We start from the raw sequence: 16,928 nt of genomic DNA on the forward strand, positions 1-16,928 counted from the left end.
CCCGGTGGAAAGCCTTGCGCAAGGCGGGGGCGGGTGTGGCATCATGAACGGCCACGGAACAAATCTCATCAATGGAATCGATCAATCGGGCAATTAATCGGGCAATTAATCGGGCAATTAATCGGGCGGCCTATAGCCCTTGCGCAGATGAATCACTGACACGACCGGAAGAGGGGAAACGTTCCAAACTGTTTTCGCAGCACCGCATCAGGCAATCTTTTTACGACAACAAGCCATCAAGCAAGGAACGACCATGAGCCATCACCTGATCTGGCGGCGCGATGATTTTCTCATCGACACCGATCCCGACCGGCTGGACATCCCCCTCATCCACGACGTATTGACCCAATCGAGCTGGTCCCCCGGCATCGACCTGAACACCGTGCGCACCGCCATCGCCAACAGCCTGTGCTTCGGCCTGTATCGCGGCAAGGAGCAGATCGGCTTCGCCCGCGTGGTGACCGACCACGCCACCTTCGGCTACCTGTGCGACGTCTTCGTCATCAGCGACCTGCGCCGCCAGGGCCTGGGCCGCTGGATGATCGAGTCGGTGAACCAGCATCCCACCCTGCAGAAGCTGCGCCGGGTCATGCTGACCACCTCGACGGCCCCCTGGCTGTATGCCAGCTGTGGATTCGAAGCCATCAATCGCGGCGATTTCGTCTGGCATATCTCCCGGCCGGACATCTACCGTCAGGCCAGTCCGCAGTAAATGCAGCGACGGCGGAGCGCAGCGCGTCGCTCCGTCGTGGTCTGCAGCTTCGCTGACTTTTCTTCTCCGCCTTCTTTTCCTTCCCCGCACTGCGCTGCCGCTGGTGGTATGGCCGTCGCCACGCCCTCCGTACTTTCTCCGTACCTTCTCCGTACTTTTTCCTGTATTTCCCTCTGTCGCGTCTGTCTGCGTACCAGTCCGCGTGCGCGTCGCTCGGCAAGCTGTTTCGCGGTCCAGGGCAAATGTAAAGACGCGTCGAAATGAACGAAATTTCCTGACGAAATCTGCAAGACAGCATAAAATTTATAGCGAATACGAACCATTATCATTCGTATTTATATAAATGAAACTGACAAATTTTTCTTCGATCAGGATAACCTTGATGTCACCCTCCCTCTTTGCATCTGCCGTTCCCGCATCAAACTCCCATCCCTCCCTGCGTCCGCTGTGCCGTGCCATGCTGATGGCCGGCATGGCCGGGTTCACCCTGTGTGCACAGGCACAGCAAGCAGTCGCCGACCAGAGCGGGGCCTTGCCCGAGGTCACCGTCTCGGCCCCGCAGGTCGAGCAGCCGCCCACCGAAGGCAGCGACAGCTATACCGTCAAGCGCAGCCGCTCGGCGACCAAGTTCTCGCTCTCGCCGCGCCAGACGCCGCAGTCGGTCTCGGTGGTCACGCGTGCCAGGATGGAAGACTTCCATCTCACCAGCATCAACGATGTCTTCGCCACCACGCCCGGGGTGACGGTGGACCGCGTGGAAACCGACCGCACCTACTACACCTCACGCGGTTTCGACATCACCAACTTCATGTTCGATGGCATCGGCATCCCCATGACCTACGGCCTGATGTACGGCGATACCGACATGGCCATGTTCGACCGCGTGGAGATCGTGCGCGGCGCCAACGGGCTCACTACCTCCACGGGCGACCCGTCGGCCACGATCAACTTCATCCGCAAGCGGCCGACCACGGATTTCCAGGCTTCGGCGGCGCTCAGCTATGGCTCGTGGAATACCCGCCGGCTGGAAGCCGACATCTCCGGTGCCGTCAACGAGGCCGGCACCGTGGCGGCGCGGATGGTGGCAAGCCATCAGGAGGGCAATTCCTACCTCGACCGCTATCGCCCCACGCGCGACCTGTTCTACGGCGTGGTGGAGGCCAACCTCAGCAGCAGCACCCTCCTGACCCTGGGCTACAGCTATCAGAAAGTGCATGGCAAGGGCGCCATGTGGGGAGCCTTGCCCCTGAGCTATACCGACGGCACGGCCACGCATTACGGCAGCAATACCAGCACATCTGCGGACTGGTCGCGCATGGATACCGAACAGCAGCGGGTCTTTGCCGAACTGAATCAGGACCTCAGCGCAGGCTGGCAATGGAAGAGCACGGTGGGCTATAACGAGATGCGCACCGATTCCGCCCTGTTCTATGTCTATGGCACACCCGACAAGAGCACCGGCGGCGGGCTGTATGCCTATCCCAGTCTGTATGCCGGCGTGAACCGCCAGGCCTACCTGGACAGCAACCTCAGCGGCAAATACAACTTGCTGGGGCGCGAGCATGAATTCAACCTGGGCGTGAATCTCTCCAACTCCCGTGTAGTCGATGTCAGCAACTACGGCCGTGGCATCGGCACCGAGCTGTTCGGGCAGCAGGCCTTCGATGGCAGCTTTGCGCTGCCGGTCTTCGATGACGGGACCGATGGCAGTCGCTACACCGACCGTCGCAGGAGCGTCTATGGGGCCACCCGCCTGAACCTGTCGGACCGGGCGAAACTGATGCTGGGGGCCAACTACACCCAGGCCGACGCCTCCGGCTACGCCTATGGCGAACCGCATGCGCTGGCGCAGTCGGCGCTGTCGCCCTACGTCGGCCTGACGGTGGACCTGGATGAGCATTTCTCGGTGTACGGCAACTACACCAAGATCTTCAATCCCCAGACCCGAACCGATGCTGCCGGCGCCGTGCTGGCCGCCGCCCGCGGTCGCTCATATGAACTGGGCGTGAAGGGGGAGTTTGCCGACGGCAAGCTCAATACCTCGCTGGCCGTGTTCCAGGTCGACCAGAGCAATGTGGCCGAGCAGGCCGGTACCATCGGCGCCCGCGCCTATTACCGTGGCATCAATGCGCGCTCCGAAGGGATCGAATATGAGGTGTCGGGTGAGCTCACCCGCGACTGGCAGGTCGGTGCCGGCGTGGTCTGGCAACGCATCACCGGTGACGAGGGCAAGCAGGTGCGCCAGTACGTCCCGCGCCGCCAGCTGCGCCTGTCGACCACCTACCGCCTGCCGCAGCTGGAAAAGGCCAAGATCGGCGCCAGCCTGAACTACCAGAGCAAGAGCAGCTACGACAGCAGCAATACCGCCTACCAGGGCGGTTACTCGGTGTTGAACCTGATGGCCAGCTATGACATCAGCAAGAACCTGACCCTGTCGGCCAGCCTGAACAACGTGCTCAACAAGCAGTACCTGACCACCGTCTACTGGAGCCAGTCCTACTATGCGGCACCGGTCAACGGCACGGTGAGCCTGCGCTGGGAGTATTGAGCGGCGCGCAGCCTTGCTGTTACCGGCCCGGATGCCGGCGCAGGCCGCTCATTTGCGCTTGCGCCGGCTCGGTGCCATCTCCCGCATGAGGGCCACGAAGCGCTGCGCGCCCAGGCCCAGCGGGCGGTCCTTGCTCCAGACCACGTCCACCCACATGCGTTGCTGGTTGCTGATGTTGTCGAAGTCGATCACCACCAGCCCGCCGGCCTCGATCTGGGTCTGCACCAGGCTGTGTGGCAGGTAGGCCCAGCCCAGGCCCTCGCGCACCAGCGACAGCGTGGCCAGGTGATTGTCGGTGCGCCAGATCTGCCGCGCCAGGAAGAAGCGCGGGTCGGAGATGCGGGCATCGCGGCTGGCCACGGCGATCTGGCGGATGTCGTACAGGTCCTCGTAGCGCAGCTTGCGCTTCTTGCGCAGCCGTGCCGGATGATCCGGCGCGATCACGGCCACCATCATCTCGCTGCTGAATTCCTGGAAGGCCTCGCGGTCGTTGCCGGCATGGCGCTCGAAGACCAGCGCCAGTTGCGCCGTATTGTCATAGAGCATGCGCATGGCGTCGGCCTGCGGCGAGGACAGCACCTCCACCTCCAGCGAGGGGAATTCCGTGGCCAGGACCGCCAGCGGCCGGGCCCAGGGAATGGACAGCAGTTCGGGCGCCACGGCCAGCGTCAACTTGCGCTCCAGCCCGCGATGCATGGCCAGGGCGTGGGTGTCGAGCTGGCGCAGGGTGCTGGCCAGCAGGCGCGCATCCGGCTCCAGCGCCCGCGCCAGTTCGGTGGGACGGGCATCGCGGGCGGTGCGGTCGAACAGCACCAGGTCCAGTTCCGCTTCGAGCTGGCTGATGGTCATGCTCACCGAGGAGGGTACGCGCCCCAGCGCGCGTGCCGCCGCAGAGAAGGAGCCGCTGTCGAGGACGGCCAGGAAGACCTTGACGTTGTCGCTGGAGAAAGCCATGGCAGGGAAGGGTGGCGAAGCGGCCAGCGATCTATCAGAAAAACTGAAAGAAGCCGACTTCTTCTATCAAAAACATCATCATAGAATGCTTTCCATTGCAAGACCAGCCGTGTTGCTTCATCCACAGCCTGTGGCCGGCCAGGGCTTGCAACAGGAGAACTCATGCAAGGTTTCAAACGCAAGCTGGTCTACGCCAGCCTTTTCGAGGCGCTGGCCATCGTCTTCACCACGGTGGGCCTGACGGTATTCGCCGGCCACGATAGCAGCCATTCCTGGGCGGCAGCGGTGGCTTCCTCCACCATCGCCTTCCTGTGGAACTTCGTGTTCAATGGTCTTTTCGAGCGCTGGGAAGCACGCCAGCCGCGTCGCGGCCGCAGCTTCGGCCGTCGCGCAGTGCACGCCATCGGTTTCGAGGGCGGGCTGGTGATGATGCTGGTGCCGCTGTTCGCGTGGTGGCTGGATATCAGCCTGTGGGACGCGCTGGTGCTGGACTTCGGGCTGATCGTGTTCTTCATGATCTATACCTACCTGTTCAACCTGCTGTTCGACCGCATCTTCGGCCTGCCCAGTTCGGCCTTGCCGCTCGAGTCGCAGCCTGTCCAGGCGAAGCCGGCGGCACCGATCGCAGGCGCCCGCTGATCCCGGCGGGTAGCGCCACTGTCTGACCGCCTTATTGTTTTAAAATAGCGCGCTACCCATCCCGCCAGGAACCGCCATGTACGTCCCCGCCCACTTCGCCCAGACCGATACTGCCGAGCTGCATCAGCTGATCACCGCGCATCCCTTCGGCGTGCTGGTCTCGCACACCGCTGGCGGGCTCGATGCCAATCACCTGCCGTGTCACCTCGATCCCGCGCAGGGCGCGCTGGGGACCTTGCACCTGCACGTGGCACGCGCCAATCCGCTGTGGCGCGAACTGGCCGATGGCGATGCGGTGCTGGCGGTGTTCTCGGCCGGCGACGCCTATATCTCGCCCAGCTGGTATCCCAGCAAGCATGAAGCCCATCGCCAGGTGCCGAGCTGGAACTACATGGTGGCGCACGCCCATGGCCGGGTCACCATCCGTGACGACGAGCGCTACGTACGCGGCGTGGTGGCCCGCTTGACGCGCACCCATGAAGCCGCCGAAGAAAAGCCGTGGAAGATGTCGGACGCGCCCGCCGAATTCACCGATACCCTGCTGCAGGCCATCGTCGGCATCGAGATCGAGATCACGCGTCTGGAAGGCAAGCGCAAGCTGAGCCAGAACAAGGAAGTGCGGGACATCGTCGGCGCGGGTGAGGCCCTGCTGGCACGGGGCCACGAGGCCATCGGCCAGGCCATGCTGGAGGCTGCAACGAAAAAGTCATAAGGCCTCGGTGCAGCTTGTCCGCTGATGGACTGCAAATTGGCTGCATATCGGCTCTTACTGGTACCTAACTGCGCGATGTCAGTGAAGTTACGTACACACATACTGACCGCCTCTGTGTAGAATTCCCCGCATCGGTGCCTGGACACCGTTCCGTTTTTTCCGCTTGCAACGAGGGTGCCCATGTCTTCCCCGACCCCTTTGTCCCCCCATGCTGCCCGCAGCGATTCCCTTGGCTGCTCCGCCCGGAGCCTGGGCCAGAGCCAGGAACTGCAGGGCAGCGAGTTCAGTTTCTATCGCAAGCGGGTTGATGGCAGGGAACTTTCCCAGGTGCAGACGCCGCCCTCGGATCGCGGTTTCCTGGTCGGCATCTCGATGGCGCCGCAGCACCGGCGCAGCATCTTCCGGGGCAGTCAGGCGGCCCGCTTCGATTTCGGCGCCGGCGCCGTCTATACGCGCGATTTTTCCGAAGAATATCGGGCCGATCTGCAGGGGCCGTTCGATTTCCTGCTGATGGAGCTACCGCTATCCTGGTTTCATACTGCCAGCGATGAGCTGCGCGCCGGGCAGCGGCGCGTGACCGGGCTGGCGACCGTCACCGGCCAGTCCGACCCCATCCTGGCTCACCTGGCATGCGCGCTGGCGCCGGCACTGGCACAGGCCCGGCCCCAGCCGGACAGCCTCCTGTTCGTGGACCAGCTAGGCGTGGCCATCGGTACCCACCTGCTGCGGCGTTACGGCGGAGCGTCGGCACCGTCTTCGCAGACCGTGCGCCTGTCGCGCCTGCATGAGGAACGCGCCAAGCAGATGCTGTTGCAAAAGGGGCGGGGCAACGTTTCCATTCCCGAAATCGCGCGCGAGTGCAATATGTCGGCGAGTTATTTCCTGCGCGCCTTCAAGGCCAGTACCGGCCACACGCCCCACCAGTGGCTGCTGGTGCAGCGCGTGGAAATGGCACGCCACTACCTGCGCCAGACCGAACTGTCATTGGCGGAGATCGCGCTGGCTTGCGATTTCTGCGACCAGAGTCATTTCAGCCGTGTGTTCACGCAGGTGGCAGGGACCCCGCCGGGCACCTGGCGCCGTAGTCAGCGCTGAGGCGCGCTCGGCTGAAAAGGGGGAGGGTCGGATACCAATCCGGCCCCGGCCTGCGTGCGGGCTGCTTACGGCACGCGCGGCAGGTCGAAGCTGAAGATGCTGCCGCCGGACGGCGCAGCGCTGGCGTGTAGGCGTCCCCGATGGCTTTCGATGATGGAGCGGCAGATGGCCAGGCCCATGCCCATGCCGTCGTCCTTGGTGGTGTAGAAGGCATCGAAGATGCGTGACATCGCCTCTTCGGCAATCCCCACGCCGTTATCCTGCACCCTGACCTCGACCCGTTGCTCGTTGCAGCAACTGGCGCTGATGCTGAGCGTACCGGCCTTTTCCGGCACCGCATCCATGGCATCGAGGGCATTGACCACCAGGTTCAGCATCACCTGCTGCAGCTGCACCAGGTCCCCCAGTACATAGACGTCCACCGGATTGAGCGCCAGGTTCAACGCCACTTCGCGCCGCTCCAGCTCGCTGCGCGAGAGCATCAGGATGTGCCGGATCAAGCCATGCAGATTGACCCGCGTGAAGGAAGGTTCAGTATTGCGCGTCAGGTTCTGCAGCCCCTTGATGATGCCGGCGGCACGCTTTCCCTCGGTGATGATGTCGCGCAGTCCGGCGCGCGCCTGTACCAGTTCGGGTGTGGGACGGTCCAGCCAGCGCAGGCTGGCGCCGGCATTGGAGACGATGGACATCAGCGGCTGGTTGATCTCGTGGGCAATGGAGGCGGTCAGTTGCCCCACGGTATTGGCGCGCGAAACGCGCTCCATGTCGATCTGGGCGGCGCGGATCGCATATTCGGCCTGGCGTCGCACGGTGATGTCGGTGGCGGTTCCCATGTATTCGACGAAGGTGCCGTCCACCCACACCGGCTTGCCGATGCCGGAGAGATAGCGCACCTCCCCGGTGTCCTGGCGGCAGATGCGGTGCTCCACGCGGATGGTGCCACCCATGGCGACGGCGGCGTTGACGGTATCGATCACTTCCTGCCGGTCATCCGGATGCATGATGGCGGCGAACTCGTCATAGGTGATGCAGTTGCGGCCCGGTGCCAGGCCGTAGATGCGGCACAGCTCGTCGGAGCAGAACATCAGGTCCTCGCGCACCAGGTAGCGCATGCTGCCGGTATGGTTGAAGCGCTCGCCCTGCTTGAGCAGTTCGCGACTGGTGCGTAGTTCGCGTTCGATGCAGAGCAGTTGCGCATTTTCCTGCAGCAACTGCGCATGGGCAGTGGCGTTGGCCAGTGACACCGCTGCGTGGGCAGCCAGCTGGCCCGCCAGATGGGCGAGCTCTGGCGCCGGAGCCGACGCGTAGTAGAGATACAGCCAACCCTGTTGCACGCCTTGGTGCAGCAGGGAGAGAGACAGGGCCGCGCCTGCCAGTTCCTCGGCGCTGGCGATGCGGTCGCTCGTAGGGAAGTCACCTGGGTCGTCGGCCCGACGCGTCTCGGCCTCGATCAGCGGTACCCCGGCCTGCTGTCTTACCAGCAGGCAGCGTCGGGCGCCGGCCAGCAGGCAGACGGTATGGGTGATGGCGGCCTTGAGGCGATCCGGGTCGCGTATGGCACTGAGGTCGCGCAGGGCTTGCAGCAGGGCATCGTGGTCGTCGGGAGACGATGGGGCGGACGGCAAGGGGTTCTCCTGGCGAGTGGGGCAAGATGGGACAGGTCCGTATTGTGCCGTATCCGATGGCGTCACGCCGCCCGGGAGAGTGTCAGAAGCGGCCATACAGCAGGGTCGCGGTCAGCAGTACCAGCAGGGTATCGGCATCGACCGGCTTGGCCAGCAGCGGAAAGCCCAGTGAACTGGCACGCATGCGCTGCGGCGGGCTGACCTGGGCCGAGATGAACAGGATTGGCAGGTTCGGCCGCAGACGGGCCAACTGTTCGGCCAGTTCGAAGCCGCTCATCTGCTTCAAGCCGACGTCGACGATGGCGCAGCAAGCCTGGACCAGACAGGTGCTGTCCAGAAAATCCTCGGCGGTATCGAAGCTGCAGCTGCGGTGCCCGGCCGAATCCAGCAGGTTGCACAAGGCAGCGCGTACCCAGAGGTCGTCATCAATGACCGCGACAGGGCGGTACTGTGACAGTGGCGTGTTCTCCCCTTCGCTCATCATCGTCGGCCATGGTCGGCTCCTGCGCAGGTTCATCTGCGCGGCGCCGGGGTTGCCCGCACCGGCCGTTGGCGCGGGCCGGCGCAGCTGTGCGCAGCCAGACGGGCGGCGCACTGGAAAAAGGTCGCTGTGTGGGCAGCGTGGCAGGTGATGCGGCGGTGTTATGCACCCTCGCGGGTGACGGCTCTATGGCCTGGTCAATCTGTGATGCCAGGCTTTCCTGGCCGATGCGTCCGGCCGGAAAGCCGGCATTCATTTCTGGTCCGGCGGCGGGTTGCCCGTGATCTTGGGAATGCACTCACGGTGGAACCAGGAAGCCGTCAGCGGTTCTCCGGCCAGCTTGCGCCGTACGATCGGTACCAGTTGCTCGCCGATCAACATGCCCAGCAAGCCCAGCAGGGCGATGATGGGCGGGGCTGGCGACTGCACCTGCAGGGCGGCATAGATCAGGCCGGCCAGGATGCCCATCAACAGGGAAATCAGATAGGGTTTCATGGGGACTCCCGGATCAGCCGCCAAACAGGTGGCCGACCCCAGTGATCAGACGTTCGCCCAGCACCATGCCGAGCAGGCCGATCAGGGCGATGCCCGGCGGCGCCGGAGAACGCACCTTGAACAGGGCATAGAAGACGCCGATCAGGATGCCGGCGCCCAGTGAAATCAGATAAGCGGACATGGCCCGGCTCCTCGTGAAGATAGTGCACTGCCACCTGGGTTGCGGCCCGTGGAGGGGCCGCGACGCAGGTGGCGAGGGCAGACCGTATTACTTGGCCGGAACCGGTGCCAGGGTCTTCTGGTTGCCGTGCGGACGCTGCTCGGCCTTGTGCACCATGGTGTAGGCGTAGTCCACGCCCATGCCGTAGGCGCCGGAGTGCTCGCGCACGATGTCCATGACGGCGGAGTAGGTTTCCTTGCGGGCCCAGTCACGCTGCCATTCCAGCATGACTTGCTGCCAGGTCACCGGGATCACGCCGGCCTGGATCATGCGCTGCATGGCGTAGTCGTGGGCTTCCTTGGAGGTGCCACCGGAGGCGTCGGCCACCATGTAGATTTCATAGTCACCTTCGGCCATGGCGCACAGGGCGAAGCTGTTGTTGCAGACTTCGGTCCACAGGCCCGCCACGACCACCTTCTTCTTGCCGTTGGCCTTGAGGGCGTCGCGCACCTTCTGGTCATCCCAGGAGTTCATGGAAGTACGTTCCAGGACGTCGTTCTCCGGGAACACCGACAGCAGTTCCGGGTAGGTGTAGCCGGAGAAGCCCTGGGTTTCCACGGTGGTGAAGATGGTGGGGATATTGAACACCTTGGCCGACTTGGCCAGGGCGACGACATTGTTCTTGAGCACCTGGCGGTCGATCGATTGCACGCCGAAAGCCATCTGCGGCTGATGGTCGATGATGATGAGCTGGCAGTTGTGCGGGGTCAGCACGTCGAGTTTGGTATTGGTGGTCATGATGATTCCCTAGATGGGTAGTGTGTGGAGGAGTGTGGGCGACCCGGCGACGGGGAGACGCGGCCAGGGCCGACCCGGCAGACGGGAGTGAGGCTGCCGGAGGCGATCATAGGCAAGAGGGCCGGGCGCTGCCATTATCTGTTCGTATAGCTAGACGCTGGCACGGCGTTTTTGCACACTGCCAACACCAATAAAAGCACATGGGATGACTGGCACGTGAAGTTTTGATGACCTCCGCGCCGGCATCGACTTGTGCGATCCGCCACCCTCATTCTCCATCGTCCCTGTCTATGTCCGGAGCCTCCATGACGACCGCAACCAGCGTTACCCCCGATCTGATCCTGCTCAACGGCAAGATCCACACCGTCGACAAGCAGAACCCCATTGCCGAGGCCGTTGCCATCGGCGGCGGCAAATTTCTCGAAGTCGGCAGCGCCGCCGACGTCATGCGTCTGAAGCAGGCCCAGACCAAGGTCATCGACCTGGGCGGCCGCACCGTCATCCCCGGCCTGAACGACTCGCACCTGCATTTGATCCGCGGCGGTCTGAACTACAACCTGGAACTGCGCTGGGAAGGCGTGCCCTCGCTGGCCGATGCGCTGCGCATGCTGAAGGACCAGGCCGCTCGCACCCCGCATCCGCAATGGGTGCGCGTGGTCGGCGGCTGGACCGAATTCCAGTTCGCCGAAAAGCGCATGCCCACGCTGGAAGAACTGAACGCTGCTGCACCCGATACCCCGGTCTTCGTGCTGCACCTGTACGACCGTGCGCTGCTCAACCGCGCTGCGCTGCAGGCGGTTGGCTATACCAAGGACACCCCCAATCCGCCGGGTGGCGAGATCGTGCGCGATGCCTCGGGCAATCCGACCGGCATGCTCATCGCCCGTCCCAATGCCATGATCCTGTACGCCACCCTGGCCAAGGGACCGACCCTGCCGCAGGAATACCAGGTCAATTCCACCCGCCAGTTCATGCGCGAACTGAACCGCCTGGGCGTGACCAGCGCCATCGACGCCGGTGGTGGTTTCCAGAATTACCCGGATGATTACCAGATCATCAACAAGCTGGCCGCCGATGGTCAGTTGACCATCCGCATCGCCTACAACCTCTTTACCCAGAGCAAGGGCGCCGAACTGGCGGACTTCCAGAAATGGACCGGCATGGTCAAGCCGGGTGACGGCGACGATTTCCTGCGCCATAACGGCGCCGGCGAAATGCTGGTGTTCTCGGCGGCCGACTTCGAAGACTTCCTGGAGCCGCGCCCCGACCTGGCCGATGGCATGGAAGACGAACTGGAGCGGGTGGTGCGCCATCTGGTCTCCAACCGCTGGCCGTTCCGCCTGCACGCCACCTATGACGAGTCGATCTCGCGCATGCTGGACGTGTTCGAGAAGGTCAACCGCGACATCCCCTTCGATGGCCTGCACTGGATGTTCGACCACGCCGAGACCATCACCGAGCGCAACATCGAGCGCGTCAAGGCGCTGGGCGGCGGCATTGCCATCCAGCACCGCATGGCGTTCCAGGGTGAATACTTCATCGACCGCTACGGCGTGGAGGCGGCCGAGCACACCCCGCCGATCGCCAAGATGCTGGAAATGGGCGTGCCGGTCGGTGCCGGTACCGATGCCACCCGCGTGGCCAGCTACAACCCGTGGACCGCGCTGTACTGGCTGGTGTCCGGCCGCACGGTCGGTGGCGCCAAGCTGTATGGGGCCGCCGGCCGCCTGCCGCGCGAGACCGCATTGGAACTGTGGACCGCAGGCAGTGCCTGGTTCTCCAGCGAACAGGCCAAGAAGGGCCGCATCCAGGCCGGTCAGCTGGCCGACCTGGCGGTGCTGTCGGCCGACTTCTTCAGCGTCCATGAAGACGAGATCAAGAGCATCGAATCGGTGATGACCGTGGTCGATGGCAAGGTGGTCTATGGGACTGGTGCGTTTTCCTCGCATGGGCCGGGCGAGATCCCCGTGCTGCCCGAGTGGTCGCCGGTGGCCAAGGTCCCGGGGCACTATCGTGCCGTGGCAAAGACCGATGCTGCCCGCCAGAAGAAGGCGACCCTGCCGCACGCCTGCGTCGGTTCCTGCGGCGTGCATGGTCACTCCCACGATGTGGCGCGCAAGTCCAGCGTCCCGGTCTCCAACTTCGCCGGCTTCTGGGGCGCGTTGGGTTGCAGCTGCTTCGCGTTCTGATCATGCAGGCGCGCCAAATTCCCCGCCGGCAGGGTCTGCCGGTCCCGCCCCTGGATCTGGGTCTGCTGTTCCTGCGCCTGGCGGGCAGTTTCATGCTGTTCTATGTGCATGGCCTGCCCAAGCTGCTGCATTACGGCCATGAACTGAGCGTGATCGAAGACCCCTTCGGCATGGGGCCGACCATCTCCCTGTGGGCGGCCATCTTCGCCGAGGCGCTCTGTCCCATCCTGATCGTGTTGGGCCTCTTCACCCGCCTGGCCTGCCTGCCCATCATCGGCGTGCTGCTGGTGGCGATGCTGGCGGTGCATCCCGGCTGGAGCATTGCCGAAGGCCAATTCGGCTGGCTGCTGCTGGTGATCTTCACTTCCATCGCGCTGTGCGGCCCGGGCCAGTGGCGCCTGGGACGCGACAGCGCGCAATCGTAGGCAGCCTTTTTTCTCCACCTCACACCCCACCCAAGGAGCATACCCATGAGCACCATCACCACCCGCGACGGCACCGAAATCTACTACAAGGACTGGGGCAGCGGCCAACCGGTCGTCTTCGGCCATGGCTGGCCGCTGGACGCCGACATGTGGGAATACCAGATGAATTTCCTGGCCGAGCGCGGTTTCCGCGTGATCGCCTATGATCGCCGCGGCTTCGGTCGTTCCAGCCAGCCCTGGAGCGGTTACAACTACGACACCTTCGCCGACGACCTGGCCGAGCTGATGGACAAGCTGGACCTGCAGGGCGCCACGCTGGTGGGCTTCTCCATGGGTGGCGGCGATGTCGCCCGCTATGTCGGTCGCCACGGTACCAAGCGTGTGGCCAAGGCGGCCCTGCTGGGCGCGGTGACCCCGATCTTCGGCCAGGCGCCGGACTTCCCGCAGGGTGTGCCGGCCGAGGTGTTCGCCGGCATCCAGGCTGGTCTGTTGAAGGACCGCGCGCAATTCATCAGCGACTTTGCCGCCGTCTTCTTCGGCACCAATCGTCCGGGCAAGGCTGACGCCGTCAGCCCGGGCGTGCTGGCACAGACCTTCAACATCGCCATGCTGGCTTCGCTCAAGGGCACGCTGGACTGCGTGACGGCCTTCTCCGGCACCGATTTCCGCGAGGACATCAAGAAGTTCAACTTCCCGACCCTGGTGATCCACGGTGACGACGACCAGGTCGTCCCCTTCGCTACCACCGGCAAGCTGGTGGCCGAGATGGTGCCGGGTGCGCAGTTGAAGGTCTATAGCGGTGCCCCGCACGCCCTGTGCGCCACCCACAAGGATCAGATCAACGAAGACCTGCTGGCCTTCCTGAAGGCGTAAGCATCATGAGTCTCGATGCCAACCAACGCCAGCAACTGGAAAAGCGCCGCCTGGCGCCGCTGGCCACGCCTGGCCTGCTCTCCGAGCAGGCCAGCCAGGAAATCGGCGGCGCCTTGACCATGCTGCTGGCCGATATCTTCGCCCTGTACCTGAAGACGAAGAACTTCCATTGGCACATGTCCGGGCCGCACTTCCGCGACTACCATCTGCTGCTGGACGACCAGTCCCAGCAGATCATCGCCATCACCGATGCGGTGGCCGAGCGGGTGCGCAAGATCGGCGGCACCACCCTGCGTTCGACCGGGCATATCGGCAAGCTGCAGCGGCTGGCCGACAATGATGCCGACTTCGTCACCCCCTCCGACATGCTGGCCGAACTGCGCGAGGACAACCTGCGCCTGGTCGGCTTCATGATGGCCACCCACGAACTGTGCGACGAGCATGGCGACGTGGCCAGTGCCAGCCTGCTGGAGAACTGGATCGACGAGGCCGAGCAGCGTGCCTGGTTCCTCTTCGAATCGGGGCGTACTTCGGTCTGAGTCCGCCCGGATTCAACTGAACGAAGCCTTGATCGGAAGCTGAGCAATGGGCAGGGCCTGCGGGTCCTGCGCATTTGCGTTTTTTGTTAAAGTCGGCTTTCTGCCTTCCTGTTCTCCTGTTGAATCAGTCTTTGGAAATCGATGATGGCCAGTTCCTCCGTCTCCCGTCTCGTGAAGCACATCCGCATGCAGGATGATGTTGCCCTGGTGCGCGCTACCCAGAACCACGCGGCGGCGTCGGCCGTGATTCCACCACCGGTTCTGGATATTCCCAGTGATGATGCCTTTTCGGTCATCGTGCAGTTGCAGGATTTTCGCCACCACAAGCTATGGCGTGGGCAGCGGCTGGTGCATGCCGGTGGCCACCGGCTGGGCGACATGGCCATCACCGACCTGCGCGAGCAGTGGCGCTGCCAGCATCTCTCGGACTATGACAATGTGCGCCTGCATCTGCCGCGCGCCTCCCTCGAGCGGGTGAGCGAGGAAGGCGGGCGTCGTATCGGCGCCTTGCAGCAGGTCCAGGCAATCCGCGATCCGGTGGTCTGGCATCTGCTGCATGCCATGCTGCCTGCGCTCACGGGGGCGGCCAATGACAGCGATACCGTCTACCTCGATAGCGTCACCCTGGCTCTGCATACCCACCTGGCGCAACGTTATGGAGGGCAGCCGGTGGGTCGTGGCGGGGGCACTGGCCTGGCCGGCTGGCAGCAGGTGCGGGCGCGCGAATACATGCTATCGCACCTGGCGCGACGCCTGACCCTGGCCGAGATTGCGGCCGAGTGTGGCATCTCGCGGGCGCATTTTGCACGCGCCTTCAAGCACAGCTTTGGTTTGCCGCCGCATGCCTGGCTGCAGCGCCAGCGCGTGGAGCTGGCTTGTCGCCTGCTACGCCAGAGCGACAAGGGCATGACGGCCATCGCTCTGGAATGCGGCTTTTCCGACCAGAGTCATTTCAGCCGGGTGTTCAAGCAGATTCAGGGCATGGGGCCGGCAGCCTGGTTGCGGGCGCAGGGCTAGACCGACGACAGCGGTGACCGGTGCACGGCGCTCGAATCGCTGGCCTTAGCGCTGACGCGCGGAGTGGATCTGCAGCCGCTCGGCGGCCCGCACGAGGTCGGCCAGGGTCTTGGTCTGCATCTTGTCCATCACGCGCCGCTTATGGACCTTGACGGTGATTTCGCTGATGCCCAGTTCGGTGGCGATCTGCTTGTTGAGCAGGCCACCGATGGCCAGTTCCAGCACTTCGCGTTCGCGCGGGGTCAGTGTTTCCAGGCGCGAGGTGCTGGCGGCATGCTCGGTGCGCATGCCTAGTTGTCGATCAGCAATGGCCAGGGCGTCGCGGACCGCGCCCAGCAGCCGTTCATCCTCGATCGGCTTGGTCAGGAATTCATGGGCACCTGCCTTCATCGCCAGCACCGTCGTCGGTATGGTGCCGTAGCCGGAGATGAAGATGACGGGAATGGCATCACCTCGCTGTTCCAGCCGGCGCACTACCTCGAAACCGTCGGACCCGGGCATCTTCATGTCCAGCAGAAGGCAGCAGGGTTGGGCTGGAAGAGGCTCGCGCAGGAACGCATCGGCCGAGGCGAAGCCACGTGCATTCAGGTTGGCCGAGGCCAGCAGCCGTAGCAGTGCTGTCCTGACCATGCCATCGTCGTCGACGACAAATACCGTACTTTCCATGGTTCCTTCCGTGCTGCCTGGTTGCGAAAATCTGTGCGACAGAGCAAGGCGGTGATCGGGCGTCAGGAGCCCCAGCGCCAAGCTGTGCAGTGTTGCCTATCATCTGCATTCGGGCCGGATTTGGATTGTACAAATGTGCTGTTTTTTGTAAAAAATGCCTTTGTTGCATTTTTTTGCCGATGGATGTGATCTTTTTTGCAAGGCTTTCGGGCGTCCTTGCTATCCCCAGAGATAATGGGCGCGGGCGGCAGGCGATGCTATGGTGTGCGGCCTCCTCAACACTTTCCCACCCTCTGCGAGACGCTCCATGAATGCCGCACAACGCAACCGCCTGCAGTCCTCCGGACTGGCTTTTCTCGCCGCCTATGTCGATACACTGGGCTTCATCGCCCTGTTCGGCCTGTTCACGGCCCACGTCACGGGCAACTTCATCCTGATCGGTTCGGCCCTGGCCGACACGTCGCAGATGTCCATCCTGCTGAAATTCCTGGCCTTCCCGGCCTTCATCATCGGGGTGGCGGTGGGGCGCCTGCTGATCGCCGCCATCCAGCGCCGCAATGGCCGCGCACTGGGCTGGTCGCTGGTGTTGCAACTGGTGCTGCTGATCGGTTTCATGGTCTGTGGCATGGCCGCAGCGCCCGTGCAGTCGCCCACCGCCGGCTGGGTGATGGCGTCGGGCCTGCTGGGTACCGCCTCGATGGGGGTGCATAGCGCCATCAGCCGCCTGTTGCTGGCGCACCTGGCGCCGACTTCCCTGATGACCGGCAACGTCACCCAGGTGGTGATCGACGTGGTGGACATGCTGCGCGGCGCCTCCGACGCCGGTACCACCGAGCGCTGCATCAAGTTCGTCTGGCCGGTCCTGTCCTTCGGGGTGGGGGCGATTGCGGCAGCGTTTGCCTATCACGCCATCGGCTTTGCCGGCCTGATCGTGCCGGTGCTGATCCTGGTGGCCTTGATCGGGTGGGAATTCACCCAGCAGCCCGCCAGCTGAGGGGGG

The 16,928-nt window shown here is 63.8% G+C and carries 18 protein-coding genes; 11 read left to right on the forward strand and 7 right to left on the reverse strand.

Translation table 11 applies throughout. The features are described from left to right. The first annotated feature begins 253 nt into the window (after positions 1-253). Together HBH1_RS05555 and HBH1_RS05560 are read left to right on the forward strand one after the other, a co-directional pair. On the forward strand, positions 254-712 hold the full coding sequence (locus HBH1_RS05555) for a GNAT family N-acetyltransferase (protein ID WP_006463349.1): 459 nt from the start codon (positions 254-256) through the stop codon (positions 710-712). 382 nt (positions 713-1,094) lie between these two features. After that, positions 1,095-3,260: a TonB-dependent siderophore receptor gene (locus tag HBH1_RS05560; RefSeq protein ID WP_233207527.1), complete on the forward strand. Its 2,166-nt coding sequence runs from the start codon at positions 1,095-1,097 to the stop codon at positions 3,258-3,260. Positions 3,261-3,308: 48 nt separating this feature from the next. On the opposite strand, the gene HBH1_RS05565 is transcribed toward HBH1_RS05560, so the two are convergent. After that, on the reverse strand, positions 3,309-4,214 hold the full coding sequence (locus HBH1_RS05565) for a LysR family transcriptional regulator (protein WP_102661906.1): 906 nt from the start codon (positions 4,212-4,214) through the stop codon (positions 3,309-3,311). Positions 4,215-4,376: 162 nt separating this feature from the next. Here HBH1_RS05565 and HBH1_RS05570 point away from each other — a divergent pair, with 162 nt between their 5' ends. The 3 genes from HBH1_RS05570 (at position 4,377) to HBH1_RS05580 (ending at position 6,660) form a co-directional block, all read left to right on the forward strand. After that, positions 4,377-4,853: a PACE efflux transporter gene (locus HBH1_RS05570; RefSeq protein WP_102661907.1), complete on the forward strand. Its 477-nt coding sequence runs from the start codon at positions 4,377-4,379 to the stop codon at positions 4,851-4,853. 76 nt (positions 4,854-4,929) lie between these two features. Next, complete coding sequence (locus HBH1_RS05575) at positions 4,930-5,565, forward strand: FMN-binding negative transcriptional regulator (protein WP_102661908.1); 636 nt, start codon at positions 4,930-4,932, stop codon at positions 5,563-5,565. A 180-nt stretch (positions 5,566-5,745) separates the two neighbouring features. Further along, positions 5,746-6,660, forward strand: a complete 915-nt coding sequence (locus HBH1_RS05580; protein WP_102661909.1) for a helix-turn-helix domain-containing protein — start codon at positions 5,746-5,748, stop codon at positions 6,658-6,660. 65 nt (positions 6,661-6,725) lie between these two features. Here the strand turns inward: HBH1_RS05580 and HBH1_RS05585 are convergent, their stop codons facing one another. The 5 genes from HBH1_RS05585 to HBH1_RS05605 all read right to left on the reverse strand — a co-directional run bounded on the left by HBH1_RS05585 (position 6,726) and on the right by HBH1_RS05605 (position 10,219). Then, on the reverse strand, positions 6,726-8,285 hold the full coding sequence (locus HBH1_RS05585) for a sensor histidine kinase (RefSeq protein WP_102661910.1): 1,560 nt from the start codon (positions 8,283-8,285) through the stop codon (positions 6,726-6,728). Positions 8,286-8,367: 82 nt separating this feature from the next. After that, positions 8,368-8,802, reverse strand: coding sequence for a response regulator transcription factor (locus HBH1_RS05590; RefSeq protein ID WP_233207528.1), 435 nt, complete (start codon positions 8,800-8,802; stop codon positions 8,368-8,370). A gap of 216 nt (positions 8,803-9,018) precedes the next feature. Further along, positions 9,019-9,261, reverse strand: coding sequence for a DUF1427 family protein (locus tag HBH1_RS05595; protein ID WP_102661912.1), 243 nt, complete (start codon positions 9,259-9,261; stop codon positions 9,019-9,021). A 13-nt stretch (positions 9,262-9,274) separates the two neighbouring features. Continuing rightward, entirely contained in the window at positions 9,275-9,442 is a 168-nt protein-coding gene (locus HBH1_RS05600; protein ID WP_006463358.1) for a DUF1427 family protein, read from the reverse strand. Between the two features lie 87 nt (positions 9,443-9,529). Continuing rightward, positions 9,530-10,219 (reverse strand): hydrolase, encoded by a 690-nt coding sequence (locus HBH1_RS05605; RefSeq protein ID WP_102661913.1) that lies wholly within the window; start codon positions 10,217-10,219, stop codon positions 9,530-9,532. A 305-nt stretch (positions 10,220-10,524) separates the two neighbouring features. Here HBH1_RS05605 and HBH1_RS05610 point away from each other — a divergent pair, with 305 nt between their 5' ends. From HBH1_RS05610 to HBH1_RS05630, 5 genes are all read left to right on the forward strand, one after another. Beyond that, positions 10,525-12,408 (forward strand): amidohydrolase, encoded by a 1,884-nt coding sequence (locus HBH1_RS05610; RefSeq protein WP_077235153.1) that lies wholly within the window; start codon positions 10,525-10,527, stop codon positions 12,406-12,408. Positions 12,409-12,410: 2 nt separating this feature from the next. After that, a complete protein-coding gene (locus tag HBH1_RS05615; protein ID WP_102661914.1) occupies positions 12,411-12,833 on the forward strand; it encodes a DoxX family protein in 423 nt (140 codons plus the stop codon). Between the two features lie 45 nt (positions 12,834-12,878). Next, the gene (locus HBH1_RS05620; RefSeq protein WP_102661915.1) at positions 12,879-13,706 is read left to right on the forward strand and encodes an alpha/beta fold hydrolase; all 828 of its coding nucleotides are present in this window, start codon (positions 12,879-12,881) and stop codon (positions 13,704-13,706) included. 5 nt (positions 13,707-13,711) lie between these two features. Next, on the forward strand, positions 13,712-14,245 hold the full coding sequence (locus HBH1_RS05625) for a Dps family protein (protein ID WP_102661916.1): 534 nt from the start codon (positions 13,712-13,714) through the stop codon (positions 14,243-14,245). A 144-nt stretch (positions 14,246-14,389) separates the two neighbouring features. Continuing rightward, complete coding sequence (locus HBH1_RS05630; RefSeq protein ID WP_199181528.1) at positions 14,390-15,262, forward strand: AraC family transcriptional regulator; 873 nt, start codon at positions 14,390-14,392, stop codon at positions 15,260-15,262. Positions 15,263-15,307: 45 nt separating this feature from the next. On the opposite strand, the gene HBH1_RS05635 is transcribed toward HBH1_RS05630, so the two are convergent. After that, entirely contained in the window at positions 15,308-15,928 is a 621-nt protein-coding gene (locus tag HBH1_RS05635) for a response regulator transcription factor (protein WP_102661917.1), read from the reverse strand. 307 nt (positions 15,929-16,235) lie between these two features. Here HBH1_RS05635 and HBH1_RS05640 point away from each other — a divergent pair, with 307 nt between their 5' ends. Further along, entirely contained in the window at positions 16,236-16,922 is a 687-nt protein-coding gene (locus HBH1_RS05640) for a YoaK family protein (protein WP_102661918.1), read from the forward strand. The last annotated feature ends 6 nt before the right edge of the window (positions 16,923-16,928 follow it).

Origin of the sequence: Herbaspirillum sp. BH-1 (assembly GCF_002870055.1) — a bacterium.
In the GTDB taxonomy this organism is placed as follows: domain Bacteria; phylum Pseudomonadota; class Gammaproteobacteria; order Burkholderiales; family Burkholderiaceae_D; genus Herbaspirillum; species Herbaspirillum frisingense.

What these genes read in the sequence shown, in the direction of transcription:
- HBH1_RS05555 (WP_006463349.1), top strand. Translation starts at nt 254, where the DNA reads ATGAGCCATCACCTGATCTGGCGGCGCGATGATTTTCTCATCGACACC.
- HBH1_RS05560 (WP_233207527.1), top strand. Translation starts at nt 1,095, where the DNA reads ATGTCACCCTCCCTCTTTGCATCTGCCGTTCCCGCATCAAACTCCCAT.
- HBH1_RS05565 (WP_102661906.1), bottom strand. Translation starts at nt 4,214, where the DNA reads ATGGCTTTCTCCAGCGACAACGTCAAGGTCTTCCTGGCCGTCCTCGAC.
- HBH1_RS05570 (WP_102661907.1), top strand. Translation starts at nt 4,377, where the DNA reads ATGCAAGGTTTCAAACGCAAGCTGGTCTACGCCAGCCTTTTCGAGGCG.
- HBH1_RS05575 (WP_102661908.1), top strand. Translation starts at nt 4,930, where the DNA reads ATGTACGTCCCCGCCCACTTCGCCCAGACCGATACTGCCGAGCTGCAT.
- HBH1_RS05580 (WP_102661909.1), top strand. Translation starts at nt 5,746, where the DNA reads ATGTCTTCCCCGACCCCTTTGTCCCCCCATGCTGCCCGCAGCGATTCC.
- HBH1_RS05590 (WP_233207528.1), bottom strand. Translation starts at nt 8,802, where the DNA reads ATGAACCTGCGCAGGAGCCGACCATGGCCGACGATGATGAGCGAAGGG.
- HBH1_RS05595 (WP_102661912.1), bottom strand. Translation starts at nt 9,261, where the DNA reads ATGAAACCCTATCTGATTTCCCTGTTGATGGGCATCCTGGCCGGCCTG.
- HBH1_RS05600 (WP_006463358.1), bottom strand. Translation starts at nt 9,442, where the DNA reads ATGTCCGCTTATCTGATTTCACTGGGCGCCGGCATCCTGATCGGCGTC.
- HBH1_RS05605 (WP_102661913.1), bottom strand. Translation starts at nt 10,219, where the DNA reads ATGACCACCAATACCAAACTCGACGTGCTGACCCCGCACAACTGCCAG.
- HBH1_RS05610 (WP_077235153.1), top strand. Translation starts at nt 10,525, where the DNA reads ATGACGACCGCAACCAGCGTTACCCCCGATCTGATCCTGCTCAACGGC.
- HBH1_RS05615 (WP_102661914.1), top strand. Translation starts at nt 12,411, where the DNA reads ATGCAGGCGCGCCAAATTCCCCGCCGGCAGGGTCTGCCGGTCCCGCCC.
- HBH1_RS05620 (WP_102661915.1), top strand. Translation starts at nt 12,879, where the DNA reads ATGAGCACCATCACCACCCGCGACGGCACCGAAATCTACTACAAGGAC.
- HBH1_RS05625 (WP_102661916.1), top strand. Translation starts at nt 13,712, where the DNA reads ATGAGTCTCGATGCCAACCAACGCCAGCAACTGGAAAAGCGCCGCCTG.
- HBH1_RS05630 (WP_199181528.1), top strand. Translation starts at nt 14,390, where the DNA reads ATGGCCAGTTCCTCCGTCTCCCGTCTCGTGAAGCACATCCGCATGCAG.
- HBH1_RS05635 (WP_102661917.1), bottom strand. Translation starts at nt 15,928, where the DNA reads ATGGAAAGTACGGTATTTGTCGTCGACGACGATGGCATGGTCAGGACA.
- HBH1_RS05640 (WP_102661918.1), top strand. Translation starts at nt 16,236, where the DNA reads ATGAATGCCGCACAACGCAACCGCCTGCAGTCCTCCGGACTGGCTTTT.